10 protein-coding genes and 1 pseudogene are annotated in these 13,366 nt (G+C 70.2%); 3 read left to right on the top strand and 8 right to left on the bottom strand.

Going from position 1 to position 13,366, the window contains the following annotated elements:
• Positions 1–22: 22 nt before the first annotated feature.
• The gene (locus OHB44_RS21225) at positions 23–1,207 is read right to left on the bottom strand and encodes an anhydro-N-acetylmuramic acid kinase (protein ID WP_330437975.1); all 1,185 of its coding nucleotides are present in this window, start codon (positions 1,205–1,207) and stop codon (positions 23–25) included.
• 11 nt (positions 1,208–1,218) lie between these two features.
• A complete protein-coding gene (locus OHB44_RS21220; protein ID WP_238684050.1) occupies positions 1,219–2,784 on the bottom strand; it encodes a sodium:solute symporter in 1,566 nt (521 codons plus the stop codon).
• Between the two features lie 252 nt (positions 2,785–3,036).
• Between OHB44_RS21220 and murQ the strand changes: the two genes are divergently transcribed.
• A complete protein-coding gene (gene murQ, locus OHB44_RS21215) occupies positions 3,037–3,930 on the top strand; it encodes an N-acetylmuramic acid 6-phosphate etherase (protein ID WP_238684049.1) in 894 nt (297 codons plus the stop codon).
• A 457-nt stretch (positions 3,931–4,387) separates the two neighbouring features.
• On the opposite strand, the pseudogene OHB44_RS21210 reads toward murQ, so the two are convergent.
• From OHB44_RS21210 to OHB44_RS21195, 4 genes and pseudogenes are all read right to left on the bottom strand, one after another.
• Positions 4,388–4,735: pseudogene (locus tag OHB44_RS21210) on the bottom strand (ADP-ribosylation/crystallin J1); the annotation flags it as partial.
• A 163-nt stretch (positions 4,736–4,898) separates the two neighbouring features.
• A complete protein-coding gene (locus OHB44_RS21205) occupies positions 4,899–5,183 on the bottom strand; it encodes a hypothetical protein (RefSeq protein WP_238684048.1) in 285 nt (94 codons plus the stop codon).
• Between the two features lie 981 nt (positions 5,184–6,164).
• Positions 6,165–7,403: an MFS transporter gene (locus OHB44_RS21200; protein WP_238684047.1), complete on the bottom strand. Its 1,239-nt coding sequence runs from the start codon at positions 7,401–7,403 to the stop codon at positions 6,165–6,167.
• Positions 7,404–7,477: 74 nt separating this feature from the next.
• Positions 7,478–8,116 carry a DNA alkylation repair protein gene (locus OHB44_RS21195; protein ID WP_274530921.1) on the bottom strand — a complete coding sequence of 213 codons (639 nt, stop codon included), beginning with the start codon at positions 8,114–8,116 and terminating at the stop codon, positions 7,478–7,480.
• 236 nt (positions 8,117–8,352) lie between these two features.
• On the opposite strand from OHB44_RS21195, the gene OHB44_RS21190 reads away from it, so the two are divergent.
• On the top strand, positions 8,353–9,066 hold the full coding sequence (locus OHB44_RS21190) for an alpha/beta fold hydrolase (RefSeq protein WP_238684045.1): 714 nt from the start codon (positions 8,353–8,355) through the stop codon (positions 9,064–9,066).
• A gap of 65 nt (positions 9,067–9,131) precedes the next feature.
• Here OHB44_RS21190 and OHB44_RS21185 read toward each other — a convergent pair whose 3' ends face one another.
• Positions 9,132–10,895 (bottom strand): alpha/beta hydrolase-fold protein, encoded by a 1,764-nt coding sequence (locus OHB44_RS21185; RefSeq protein ID WP_330437974.1) that lies wholly within the window; start codon positions 10,893–10,895, stop codon positions 9,132–9,134.
• 346 nt (positions 10,896–11,241) lie between these two features.
• On the opposite strand from OHB44_RS21185, the gene OHB44_RS21180 reads away from it, so the two are divergent.
• Positions 11,242–11,634 carry a YybH family protein gene (locus OHB44_RS21180; RefSeq protein ID WP_238684043.1) on the top strand — a complete coding sequence of 131 codons (393 nt, stop codon included), beginning with the start codon at positions 11,242–11,244 and terminating at the stop codon, positions 11,632–11,634.
• A gap of 117 nt (positions 11,635–11,751) precedes the next feature.
• Here OHB44_RS21180 and OHB44_RS21175 read toward each other — a convergent pair whose 3' ends face one another.
• A complete protein-coding gene (locus OHB44_RS21175; RefSeq protein WP_238684042.1) occupies positions 11,752–13,320 on the bottom strand; it encodes an alpha/beta fold hydrolase in 1,569 nt (522 codons plus the stop codon).
• Positions 13,321–13,366: the final 46 nt, after the last annotated feature.

The raw sequence follows: 13,366 nt of genomic DNA, 5'->3' as shown, positions 1-13,366 counted from the left end.
GGCGATCCTCCCAGGAGGGTGGTCAGTCGACCACCGGAGACTCGGCGATCAGCAGTCGGCGGGGCGGGGTGCTGGCCGGTGCCGGCAGCCGCAGCGGCTGCCGGCCGGGGGTGATGCTGCCGAGCACCGAGGCGTGTCGCGCGCCGGTGCCCGAGGGCAGGGTGCCCGGCAGCCCGTGCACTGTCAGGTAGCCGAGCAGCGCGAAGGCCAGCGCCTCCTTGGCGTCCGACGCGATGCCCAGGTCGTCGCTGGAGGACAGCTCGACGCCGGGCAGCTCGTCGGCGATCATGCGCATCAGCGTCGGGTTGTGTGCGCCGCCGCCGGAGACGACGAGTCGGGTGACGCCGTGGTCGCGGCAGGCGCCGGCCACAGTGACCGCCGTCAGTCGGGTGAGCGTGGCCAACACGTCCCGCGGGTCCGGTGTGGGCGCGTCGGCGAGGGCGGCGAGCAGGTAGGGCAGATGGAACAGCTCCTTGCCGGTGCTCTTCGGGCCGGGCAGCCGGTAGTACGGCTCGTCGAGCAGCCGCCGCAGCAGGTCCGGGTTCACCTGCCCGGCGGCGGCGCCGCGCCCGTCCTGGTCGTACTCCTCGGTGCCGCCGCTGAAGTGGCGGGCGGCGGCGTCGAGGAGCGCGTTAGCCGGACCGGTGTCGAAGGCGAGCGGGTCCGCGTCCGGCGCGACGACGGTGATGTTGGCGATGCCACCCAGGTTCAGCGCGGCCGGGACGCCGGGCAGGCCACCCAGCAGCAGCGCGTCGAAGAGGGCGACCAGGGGAGCGCCCTGGCCGCCGGCGGCCACGTCGCGGCTGCGCAGGTCGGCGACGACCGGAAGGCCGGTGGCCTCCGCTATCCAGGCCGGCTGACCCAGCTGGAGGGTGCCCCGAACCGTGCCGTCCTCGACCCAGTGGTGCATGGTCTGCCCGTGCGAGACGACCAGGTCGGCGTGGCCGTCGCACAGCTCGGCGAGGGCCCGCACGCCGGCCTCGGCGAAGGCCTGGCCGATGCCGGTGTCCAGCACGCAGATCGCCTCGGTGGTGGTCGCCGCGGGCGGCAGGGCCGCGGCGATCTGCGTGCGCAACTCGTCGGAGTACGGGTGGCTGAGCCGGCCCAGCGGTCGCATCCGCAGTGTGTCGCCGCTCATCTCGAGCTCGGCCGCGGCGGCTTCGATGCCGTCGTAGGAGGTTCCGGACATCAGGCCGATCACGCGCATCACGTTCTCCTTCACGCCCGGCCGGCTGGCGTCGCCGCCGCGTCGTCGTCGATCTCGTCGCGACGTCCATGGTCGTACGGTGTCTCCGGGGCCGGGTGGAACCGGCTGGACACCGCGCCGACGACCAGGGTGATCAGGACGCCGATCGGGACCAGCCACTGCGCGGCGATGGCGGTGGCGGTGGTCGTCCCGGCGGTCGTCACATCGATCTTCACGTAGCGGACGATGTAGGTCATCACTGCCACGGTGACCAGGAAGGCGATCACCGCGTCGACCTGGTTGGCCCGCTTGACGAGACGGCCGAGCAGGAAGGCGCCGAGCAGCGCCCCGTAGGTGTAGCCGGCGATGGTCAAACCGGTCAGGTAGACGTTTCCGGTGCTGGAGCTGAACGCGCAGGCGAAGACCGCCATCAGCACCGCCCAGACCAGGGTCATCACCCGGGCGAGGCGGAGCATCGCGTCGTCGGATGGGACCTTGCGGAAGAAGCTGTGGATGAAGTCCGCGACCGTGGAGTTCGACATCGAGTTCAGCGCCGAGGAGAGCGAGCCCATGGCGGCGCCGAGGATGCCGGCCACCAGCAGACCCGAGATGCCCACCGGCAGGGCGTGCAGGATGAAGCTCGGGTAGAGGTTGTCGCTGCTGGCCAGGCCGAGTTCCTTGAAGGTCTGACCCTTGTTGTACGACCACAGCAGCGCGCCGACCAGGGAGAACGCCGCGAACTGGATCACCACGAAGATGCCCGAGGAGATCATGGCCTTCTGCCCCTCGCGCAGCGTGCGGGTCGACAGGATGCGCTGCACGATCAGCTGGTCCGACCCGTGGCTGGCCATCGCGAAGATCGCGCCACCGATGATCGCGGTCGGCAGGGCGAACGGGCTGGTGAGCACGTGCGAGAGGGCGAAGTTGGTGTCGAAGAGCTGGAACTTGCCGGCGTCCAGCGCCTGCGAGTAGCCGTCGAAGCCGACGGCGTGGCTGAGCACGGCGATGGCGAGGATCGCCCCGCCCAGGTACAGCCCCATCTGGATGGCGTCGGTCCAGATGACCGCTTTGATGCCACCGAGGTAGGTGTAGACCACAGTGATGAGCGTCAGGACGACGATGATGGCCTGGTAGCCGACGTTCAGCCCGAACTCGTCGAGAAGAAGCTTGATGGGGATGGCCGAGGCGAACAGCCGTACACCCTCGGCGAGCAGGCGGGTGAAGACGAACGTCACCGACGCGAGCCCTTGGAGTTTCAGGCCAAACCGCTCACCGAGGTACTGGTAGGCGCTGACGAACCCACCCCGCTTGTAGAGCGGGATGAGCACCGCGGCCACGACGACCCGACCGATGACGTAGCCCAGGGCCAGCTCGACGTTGCCGAAGCCCTGACCGCTGTAGGCGCCGCCGGGAACACTGATCACGGTCAGGACGCTGGTCTCAGTGGCGACCACGGAGAACGAGACGGTCCACCAGGGCAGTCGACCCTCGCCCACGAAGTAGTCCTTGGCGGACTTCTGTTTACCGGACAGGCGTAGTCCGACGTAGGCGATCACCACGAGGTACAGCACGATCACGACGAGGTCGAGTTGACGCACGGCTCGCTCCCAACCAGCGGTTGTCAATAAGTGACGTTGGGCCAGCCTAGCGCGAAACTTTTTGCCACTGCCCGTCCGGGCTGGTTACGCTGTGGTTTCAGCCTGCTGATACGGGGACTGTTCGCAGCTGCGCCCTCGGCCTGGCCGCGGCGGCCGGTCGCGAGGACACGCTCGACGGCGAGCCGCCGGGCCACCGGAGGCCCTCTCCCCGCCGGCCGGCGACTGCACACCAGCGAGAGGAACGAGCACCCCGTGGACCTCAGCACCCTCGGCACCGAGACCCGCAACGACAAGACCGGCGACCTCGACCTGATGTCTCCCACCGAGTTGCTTCTCGCGATGAACGACGAGGACCAGACGGTCGCCGACGCCGTCCGCCGGGCCGTGCCGGACATCGCCGCCGCCGTCGACGTCATAGTGGCGTCGCTCCGTCAGGGCGGACGGCTGATCTACCTCGGCGCCGGCACCAGCGGCCGGATCGGCATGCTCGACGCCGTCGAGATCCCACCCACCTTCGGTACGACGCCCGAGCGGGTCATCGGTCTGCTCGCCGGCGGGGCACGAGCCTTCGGCGTCGCCGTCGAGGGCGCGGAGGACGACCCGACCCGCGCCGTCGCCGACCTGGACGCCGTCGGCCTGACCGCCCGCGACACTGTGGTCGGGCTCGCCGCCAGCGGCCGTACCCCGTACGTGGTCGGTGGGTTGGATCACGCCCGCGCGCTCGGCGCGGCGACCGTCTCGGTGGCCTGCAACACCGACGCGGTGACCAGCCGGCACGCCGACGTCGCCATCGAGGTGCCCACCGGCCCCGAGGTGCTCACCGGCTCCACCCGGCTCAAGGCCGGCACCGCCGAGAAGCTGGTCTGCAACATGCTCTCGACTGCCACGATGGCACGGCTCGGCAAGGTGTACGGCAACCTGATGGTGGACATGAACGCCACGAACGAGAAGCTCGTCGACCGGGCGCGGCGGATCGTCGCCGAGGCCGCCGACACCGACCTCGACACGGCCGCGCGGGCGCTCGCGGCGGCGAACGGGCACGCCAAGACGGCCATCGTGCTGCTGCTGGCGAACTGCACCGCCGAGGAGGCCGCCGCCCGGCTGCGCGCCGCCGACGACGACGTCCGGGCGGCCGTCGCTGCCTGACCCGGGGATTCGCCGGGGCGTCGTGACCGGGCCGGGGCAGCGGTAGCTCGTTGCCCGGCTCGGGTCAGTCCTCCAGGTCGAACGCGAAGGTGCCCGCCTCGATGCGGTCGATGAGCTGGCTGACATCGTCGGCTTGCCGGATGGCGGTGTCCCACCCGCCACTGGCGATGTCGACAAGCAGCACCGGGGCGGGGTCACTGCGCAGGTCGAGGACGAGCTGTTCCCTGGAGCCGTCACCGCCGATGATCGCGATACCGGGGTGCGCGGCGGTGGCCTGGTCCCATGCCTCATGCAGCTCGAGCATCTCGCGTGGGGAATTGAGCCACACGTACGCCTCGGTGGCCATCCAACCCCGCCGGAACCACGACTCGCCCCGCAGGTAGGTGCGCCACGCCTCGGGCAGCGCTCGCCCCAGGGCCTCCTCCGCGTCGGTGAACTCCTCGTCGTCGACTGCCCCCCGATACTCGGCCTCGGCGGTGATCGCGCCGGCGATGTTGGCGTTGAAGTCGTCGAGTTCCTCGGCGGGAATCCAGTACTCCAGCACATCGCGACCACCGGCCTGCTGAACCTCGTAGCGGTCCAGGTAGGAACGTCGCACGTCGAACCGGGTCACGTAACCGACGCCTTTGGCGGGGACGTTCCACTCGCGGGCGATCTTCGTGGCGTACCAGCGGTTGAGCACGGGGTAGAAGATCGGCTGGTCGGGAAGGCGTGGTGGCCAAGCCCGCCAGCCGGCCGCCGCCACGAGGTCGAGTTCGGCCTGCCCGGTGGGCCGCCACAGCGTGATCGTGTCGGAGGTGCCGATGGTCTGCTCCCTGTCAGTCCCGTTGATGGCGGCATGATGCCACCGCCCGACATTCTGCCCTCTCGGCCCCGACACTTCGCCGATGAGCGCGACGCCGTGGACGACGGCAGATTGCTACTTCGACGAAGCGCCCCGTCCATAGCGGACGGGGCGCTTTCTGGTGTCAGTCGAGCTGTGGGTCCGGAACCGTTCGGTCCTCGTCCGCGACGCCGTCGGGGGAGCTGGCCAGCTCGATCCGGGGGGACCGATCCGGCGGGAGGTGGGCGAAGTCGGCGATGACGACGACATCCACCTCCCCGTCGATCATCGTCTGCTCGACGGTCTCCCAGGGTGCCCGCATGATTCCTGCGAATCGGTAGGAGTGTTCGCGAAGGTGGCTGAGACACCTCGCGACGGCGGGCTCCGACGGCTCGATGTGGGCGGGGATCCAGATAACGGCGATTTCCATGAACCTCTCCTGATCAACGTCGTGGACGCGAGTGGGTGATCAGGAGGTGTCGGGGCGGGGGAGGACCCCGCTCGACGGGACGGCTGGTAGCGCGCCTGTCGACGGCGGTGACGGTAAGACCTGGCCGCAGCGGCGACATGGGCGGCGAAACTTCGGCTGTTGACGTGGGTGGATCAGCGCCGCCGCCGCCGACGCCGGTCGGTGCGGACGCGAGCGCCAGCACGAACGCCGGTGGCCCCGGTGCGGGACGGACGGGCGGGTTGGGCCGCTGTCCGGTGACGGCGGTCATCGTCGCCCGTGCCTGCGCCCACGCGTGACCATCGGACGTGCCACGAGCGCCGCTTCGGGTCGCCGTCGCCGGTACACGCGTCGACGGTGCCGGCGATGGCGGTGAGGCTATCCGTGCCTTCGGGGATGCCGAGGGCGCGGGTGTGGCCTGCGGCGACGGTGTGCCGGCCGGCCGACTTGGCCGGGTGGTGGAGGGCTCGGCCGACGGCGTCGGCAGCGGAACGGCCGACGGCAGGGGCAGCGGGTCCGTCGACGGCAGGGGCAGGGGCAGGGGCAGGGAGACGGCAGCGGTCGGCAGGGGCAAAGGGACGGTCAGCCGCACCTCGACGAGGTCGGCCACCGAAACCGTGATGGCCTCCGGCGAGGTGGCGACCTCCACCAGCGGGAGCCGCGACGGCGATGGGGTGTCGGCGTGGGCAGGGTTGGCGCCCAGAGCCGCGCCGAGCGCCACCGCGCCGAGCGCCACCGGGGGGAGGCTGTGCCTCAGCCGCATCAGAGGGAGGCCGCCGGCAGCGCGGTCGCCAGGCCTGCCAGGTCCGGCTCACCGGTGCGGTGCCGCCGGCCGAGCTGTTGACCCTCGCACCCTGCCGTTCCCTCCATGTGCGGGTTCTTGCCCCGGGGGACCGGGGGCTACACCTTCTGTCGATATCTCCGGTGAACGATGTGGACGGACCGGGAGCGCACCCGATCGGGTCACACCCTCGCCTCGGCGGGTGTCGGCGTGGGGTCGAGCGGCAGGTCGCGCAGTCGGCGGATCGGCGTCGACAGGTAGATGATCGGGGACAACACGGTGAGCCCCCCGAAGATCAACAGGGTGGTTCGCGCGCCGAGTGGCCCGGCCAGGATGCCGGCGAGCAGGCCGCCGAGCGGGATGGCGCCCCAGGACACGAACTTGACAGTGGCGATCACCCGGGACAGCAGTTCCGGTGGGCTGGCGAGCATCCGGTAGGTGCGGGTGGTCACGCTGAGCACCACAGTGGAACTCGCGAAGATGAGGTTTCCGACCGCGAAGGCCAGGAACGCGGCGGTGCCGGTGCCCAGGGGGATGATGAGCGCGCCGACCACGCCGACGAAGGCCGCGATGATCAGGCCGCGTGCGGTGCCGAACCGATCGGTGAAGCGGGTCGTCAACGCCGCGCCGATGAGCGCGCCGAGGCCGTCGGCGGCGATCAACAGCCCGACCATGAGCGGCGACGCGTGCAGCTCACGCACCAGGTAGAAGGGGAACAGGGCGAGCATGGCGCCGTTGACGAAGTTCGTCGCGGTGGCGTCCCACATGGCCGGTCCGATGATCGGGTGCCGAAGCACGAAGTGCCAGCCCTCGCGGATCATCGTGATCATCGGCGGCCGCTCGGCCGGTCGCTGCACCCGCCGGGCCGGCAGGGTGCGCAGCAGCACGGCGGAGAGCAGGTAGCTGACGGCGTCCACGAACAGCGTCGGCACCGCACCCAGCACCTGCACGGCGAGACCGCCCAGGGATGGCCCGCCCAGCGCGGTGGCGGCGTGTGTGCCCGAGGTGAGGCTGTTGCGGGCCTGTAACTGCGCGGGCGGCACGATCTCCGGCAGGAAGGTCTGGTTCGCCACGTCGAACAGCACATTGGCGAAGCTCACCACTAGGGCGACCGCGACCAGCTGGGCCACCGTCAGCATGTCGTACCACCAGGCCAGCGGGACCGACGCGATGGCGAGGGCCCGGACCAGATCCAGGACGACCTGCATGCCGCGCAGCGGCAGGCGCTGCACGATCACGCCCGCCGGCAGGCTGATCAGAAGGTACGCCAGGTAGCCCGCCGCCGTGATCAGACCCATTTCGAACGCCGACGCGTGGAGCACTGTCAGCGCGGTCAGCGGCAGGGCCAGTGTGCCGACCGCCGAGCCGAGTTGGCTCGTCGTGCCGGCGACCCACCATCGCCAGAACGCAGTAAGTCCCATAATGGAACTCACTATAGGGGCGCGCGGGAGACGGCGTCGACCCCGCCGATGCGGGCTGACCGAGAACCCGCTGCCTATCCCGCTCTGCGCACCATTTCGCCGATCCAGGTGGGCGCGAACGGAGACGTGCAGCCGGGGGAGGTGGGGTAGTCCTTCAGCACCTCAAGGCGTTCGCCGATGGCGATCGCCCGAGCGCGGTGTTCGGCGTGCTCGATGCCGATCTGCGCCAGGCAGTGGTTCATCGCCCACTGCAGGCGATCCGGCGCGTCCTTCATCTCGGTCTCGATCACATCGAGCAACCCCGGAAGGTCGAGACCCTCGGGTTTCTTCGTCACACGTTCGGTGGTCAGCGCCCAGCCGGCACTCGCGACCACGGCATCGGGGTCGGCGAACCAGGCCCGCCGCAGATTTTCGGAGTGCGGGCTCTTCTTCACCACGTAATTCACGAGCCAGTCGTGCACCTTCGGGGTGCGCGCCTCGCGCACCATGACGTCCAACTCGTCCCGCTCGAACGCCTTGGGACGGCAGATCAGAACTGCCAGCAGCCGCGCCGAGGCATCGCCCGTCGACCAGAGTTGGCGCGCGAGGTCGTGCTGCGTCTTCAGCCGCTTCGCGAGCGCGCGAAGCGCGCCGAGGTGCACCGCATGATCGTCACCGTGTCTGGCGTTCACCTCCCGTGCCTTCGGGTCCTCCAACTCGGCCAGCTCGGCCATCACCTCGGCCACCGTCTCAGTCGACGTCGTCGCAGCCACCACAGCCTCCTTCCCGTCGGGTTGGTGCACCTTACGGCGACGGTGGGACACCGGACGCCCGGCGCGGCCCCGACCGACACGTTCAGCAGGCCGGGCGCAAGCCGTCGGGCCGAACGTTTCACACTCGCGTAACGGGTATCCAGGCGTACCAGTGCGACCGGCGGTGAACAGCTTCACGGAGTGAGGGGGCACCTGTCATGCCTGATCCACAGCCCACCATCGTGCTCGTGCACGGTGCGTTCGCCGAGTCGGCGAGCTGGAACGGTGTGCTCGAGCGGCTGGGCGCCGCGTACGACTCGGTGGCCGTCGCGAACCCGCTGCGGAGCGTCGCGGGCGATGCCGCGTACGTGCGGGATGTCGTCAGCGGGATCGGCGGTCCTGTCGTCCTCGTCGGCCACTCGTACGGCGGCATGGTGATCACGCAGGCCGCGGCCGGCGACACCTCGGTGCGGGCCCTCGTGTACGTCAACGCCTTCGCTCCGGACACGGGAGAGTCGGCAATGACGCTGTCGGCGAAGTTCCCCGGCAGCACGCTCGCCGACACGCTGGTGCAGTACCCGCTGTCGAGCGGTGGGAACGAGGTGGCGATCGGCCAGGACCAGTACCACGCGCAGTTCTGCGCGGACTCGTCGGACGACGTGGCCGCGCTGATGGCCCGGACCCAGCGGCCGATCACCGAAGAAGGCCTGGGCGGCAAGCTCACCGGCGACCCCGCCTGGCGGTCGCTGCCCAGTTGGTTCGTGTTCGGGGACGCTGACAAGAACATCCCCGCCGACGTGCACCGGTTCATGGCCGAGCGGGCCAACCCCCGGGGGCAGCGCGAGGTCGTCGGCGGCTCCCACGCGATGGCTGTGGCCCGGCCGAGCGAGGTCGCCGAGACCATCATCGAGGCGGTTCGGGGCGTGAGCTGACGGTCCGGCCGGACAACTGGCGGTGGGCCGACGACGACAGGTCGCCGGCCCACCACCGCCTTTGGCTAGCGAACCCGTAGCTGCTGGTGGACCGCTGCGGTGGGGGCGTGGACCCTGTCGCCGGAGTAGGCGACGTGCACCGGGTACACCCCTGCGGGCAGCCCGCCGGTCGGCAGTTCGACGACGGCCGCACCACCACGGAGCGGAACGACCTGGGTGGTGCCGCCGAAGGTGACGGCGACCTCGCCGGTCACCTTCGGAGCCTTGCGGTGCGGAGACTGTGCCCGTACGTCGACGGTCAGCGTGAACGTGCCACCGCTGACGACCGAGGCCGGCGTGGCCTTCGCCTGCACCGCGACCCGTGCCGGGCCCGGAGGCGTCAGTGTGACCTCAGCCCAGCGTGACTGTGTCGGATCGACCACCGACGTCGCCACGACGGTGAGCGACGACGCGGTCTCCGCGGCGGCGACCGACAGCAGACCCGCCGCGGAGATGGTGGTGCCGGTGGAGGTCGCTCCCTGGACCGACCACGTCACCGCCGGGCTGACACCCTCGTTGGTCCTCACCTGGGCGGTGAACTGCCTGGCCCAGTTCCAGCCCTTCGTCAGGTTCACCGTCGCCGGCGTCACCGACACGGAGTCCACCCCCGACCACAGGTGATCCCGGGCGAAGATCGTGAACAGCTGGCCCGCCGTCATTCCGTCGTGCGCGCCGGGGACCTGGGTCGTCGCGGCGGCGTATCCCCTGGCCCGGAAGTTGTTCGCGATGGCGTTCTGGGCGTTGAGGTTGCCCTCGAAGATGCCATTGCCGAGGAAGACGGACAGGTTGTCGTCCCCGACCGCGTTCGCGATGGTGTCGTAGTCCTGCGTGGTGAGCGACGGATTGCCGGAGAAGTGTCCGTAGAACGCGAAGGTGGTCGGGTAGTTCCTGATGACGACGCCGCCCGTCATCCCGCCGTACGAGAATCCGGCGTAGGCCCGCCCGGAGCGCTCGGTCGAGACGTTGTAGCTGCTCTCGATGAGGGGCAGGATCGTCTGGACCAGGTTGTTTGCCGCGTTGGTCTGGTTGTAGGACGCGAAGCCGAGGCCGGTGCCCGTGAAGTGGTTGCCCATCGTGACGACCACCGTTGGCTCGATCTCGCCCCTGGCCGTCATGTTGTCCAGGATGTTCGGGACGTTCGCGGGGACCATGAAATCGGTCTCGTCGCCGAAGATGCCGTGGGCGAGGTACGCGACCTTGTACGGCTTCGCGCGGTTGGCGTCGTAGGTGGCCGGCAGGTAGACGCCGAGGTAGTGGCCGCTGTCGCCCAGGATCGTGGTGTACGGGACGTACCGGACGGTTCCCCGCTTCGCGCGGTCGGCCACGGGCAACTCGTAGTCCGCACGCGCCTTCAGCACCGGGTCGTCCTGCTTCTTGGCGTACGGCACGTGCACGGCGTCGAGCACGTCGTTGTTCCTGACCCGGAACGAGGAGTCGCCCGGCGGCCGGGGGTTCGTCGAGGCGGGGTCCCAGATGCGCTTGTTCTCCCAGCCCCGCGTCGGGTCCCAGACCCGGTACCAGTAGCTGAGACCTCCGGCGTGCAGCGGGACCGAGACCGACCAGTTCCCCTTCGGGTCCCTGGTCATCTCTCGGAGGAACTCGGTGCCGCCCGCGTGGTAGCGCCCCGGCTGCCACTCTTCCGGCTGGTAGCGCGTGGTGCCGGTGTTGACGTCGAGCAGGGTCAGGTCTCCGGCGAGGCGGACCTGGGTGGCGTGGGGATTGCGGTAGACGAAGGTGACTGTTTGTCCGGTCGGTGAGGTGCGGTCCGCCTTGACCGTCGCACCGGGCACTGGTGCGGGCCTGCCGGCGGCGGCAGCCGGCGTGGGGACGGCGGCCCCCGCTCCGAGTGCCGTGAGCGCGAGAATCGAGATCGCAAGCCGGAGCCTGCGTCTTCCGGTCGTTTCCCTCATGCGCGAAGACTCCTTTGTGGTGGTCGCTCGTCGCGGTCTGGTCCGGTGCGGGGAGTTGAGGGCTTCGATGGTCGCTAAATCGAATTAGCATCGGGAGTGTGGCTGGCTGAAGCTTTCGATGTCAAGGGTGTCCAGGGCCGAGGCCGGCCAGCGCCTCGATGGGTGCACCACCTGCGGCCTGCGGGTTTTCCCAGCTGACCGGCGCTCGGATGGCAAGGTGAGGGCCATGGACAGGAAGCACGTCGCGGATTGGCTGGCCACCTACGAGCGACTCTGGCGGACCCCGGGCACCGACGCGCTGGTCACGCTCTTCACCGAGGACGCGAGCTACCAGCAGGGGCCGTACTGGACGCCCGTCGTCGGCCTGCCGGCCATCGCCCGGATGTGGGAGAAGCAGCGCAAGGGCCCCGACGAGGTGTTCCAGCTGACCACGAAGATCGTCGCGGTCGAGGGTGACACCGCCGTGTCGTGCCAGGAGGTCCGCTACGGCGACCCGGTCGACCAGGAGTACCGCGACCTGTGGGTCATGCGATTCGCTGACGACGGGCGGTGCCGCTCATTCGAGGAGTGGCCGTTCTGGCCGGGACAGCAGCCCGCCGACCCGCCCGACGGCTCCTGACCGGAAACGGTTGCGGCGACGCCCCAGCCGACGGGGTAGGGGACCTGACCGACGCTCCGTCGGACCGGTCGCACCACCTGCCGTGAGCTGGGGCGTCACCGTGATGACGTCGACCCGTCAGACCGGGGCGGCCGGGCAGCTAGCGCCGACCGGCGGTGTGCTTCTGGTGATGAAGTACCGCTCCACCTGACGACGGGTGCACTCGGTCCGTGGGTAGCTGGCGTGGCCCGACCCCTCGTAGGTGACGAGGTGGCCACGGCTGCCGAGCTGGCGTACCACCCGCTGGGCCCCGTCGTACGGGGTGGCCGGGTCGTACCGCCCGTTGAGCACCAGCAGCGGCGCGCTCGTCCGGACCCGCAGCCGATGTTGTGGGTTGTTCGCCGTCCAGCCCAGGCAGATCGCGGCGAAGCGGACTGCCAACGGGGAGGCCCGCAGGTGCGGTGCCGTGGCGCGGGACAGGTCGAGGTACCGGTTCCAGTCGGCGAACCCGTCGACGGGCAGCGACCAGTCCTGGCAGAACGCCGGCAGGGCGTACTCGGTCAGGGTCTCGTCGCCGTCGACCGGCACCATCGGGGACGCGAGTGCGGCGGCCTCGCCCCGCTCCAGCGCGAGCAGCATGTTCGCGAGATCGGCCCAGGTCGCGTCGAAGAAGTTGACGACTGTCGCGAACCCAAGCTCGAACCAGGTCAGCGGGGCGCCGGTGGTCGCGTCGACAAGCGTGCCGGCGTCGGCGCGGCGCATCAGGCGGTCGTAGAGCGCCGGCACGTCACGTCCGTGCAGCGCGCAACCAGAGTTCCGCTCGCACCAGGTCACGAATTCGTGGAACAGCTCCTCGTTACTGGCCGCACCACCGCGGAAGTACTCCCGCACCCCCTGGCTGTGGTCCATCACGCTGTCCATGACCAGTGCGCGGACACGGTCGGGGAACAGTTCGGCGTAGGACTGCCCGATCAGGGTGCCGTAGGACCACTGATAGAAGCTCAGCTGCCGCTCACCGAGTGCGGCCCGGATGGCGTCGGTGTCGCGCGCGACGCTCACACTGTCCAGGTGGTCGAACAGGGGGCCACTCTGGGCGCGGCAGTCGTCGCGCAGCTGGCGGTTGTAGGTGCGGAGCCGCTCGAACTCCGCCGCGTCGGCGGGCGTCAGGGAGGGGTGCCGGGCCAGCAGCGCCGATGAGCAGCGCACCGGCGCGCTACGGACGGTGCCCCGGGGATCGAAGCCGACGATGTCGAAGCGGCGCAGCACGTCCGGCCCGAGCTGGCTCTCGGCCGTCAGTGCCACGTCCACCCCGGACAGGCCCGGACCGCCGGGGTTGAAGACCAGGGCACCGATGCGGGCGGCCGGGTCGGTGGCGGTGCGCCGAGCCAGCGCCAGTGGGAAGGTCTCCCCTCCCGGTCGGGCCCAGTCGACAGGCAGGCGCAGGGTGCCGCACCGCGTGCCCGGATCGTCGGGCCGTTCCGGGCACGCCTGCCAGTCGATCCGACCGTTCCACCCGCCGGTGGTGTCTACGGTGGCCGGCCCGGTGCCGTCGGCGTCGGCTGGCGTGGTGCCCGCGAGCGACGGTGGGGCGTTGAGCGAGAGGGCGACGAGGACCGCGACGACGGCCGAGAGGCTGCCGAGGAGCCGCCGCCGTCGACGATCAACCCCGGGCGGATGCCGGAAGGTGGTTCTCTTCGTGGTCAACATTCGTCCAGCCTGCCGACGGCCGGTCCACGTCGGATCCATGCCGGTC

The sequence above is a fragment of the Micromonospora sp. NBC_00821 genome (genome assembly GCF_036347035.1).
GTDB lineage: Bacteria > Actinomycetota > Actinomycetes > Mycobacteriales > Micromonosporaceae > Micromonospora > Micromonospora hortensis.
Note: the sequence above shows the minus strand (reverse complement) of the source record. Positions and strands in the feature narration are given on the sequence as shown.

Excerpts from the sequence above, each read along its gene's own strand:
- OHB44_RS21195 (WP_274530921.1), bottom strand. The coding sequence starts at position 8,116 with ATGGCCGAGCTGGCCGAGTTGGAGGACCCGAAGGCACGGGAGGTGAAC.
- OHB44_RS21190 (WP_238684045.1), top strand. The coding sequence starts at position 8,353 with ATGCCTGATCCACAGCCCACCATCGTGCTCGTGCACGGTGCGTTCGCC.
- OHB44_RS21205 (WP_238684048.1), bottom strand. The coding sequence starts at position 5,183 with ATGGAAATCGCCGTTATCTGGATCCCCGCCCACATCGAGCCGTCGGAG.
- OHB44_RS21175 (WP_238684042.1), bottom strand. The coding sequence starts at position 13,320 with ATGTTGACCACGAAGAGAACCACCTTCCGGCATCCGCCCGGGGTTGAT.
- OHB44_RS21180 (WP_238684043.1), top strand. The coding sequence starts at position 11,242 with ATGGACAGGAAGCACGTCGCGGATTGGCTGGCCACCTACGAGCGACTC.
- OHB44_RS21200 (WP_238684047.1), bottom strand. The coding sequence starts at position 7,403 with ATGGGACTTACTGCGTTCTGGCGATGGTGGGTCGCCGGCACGACGAGC.
- OHB44_RS21225 (WP_330437975.1), bottom strand. The coding sequence starts at position 1,207 with ATGCGCGTGATCGGCCTGATGTCCGGAACCTCCTACGACGGCATCGAA.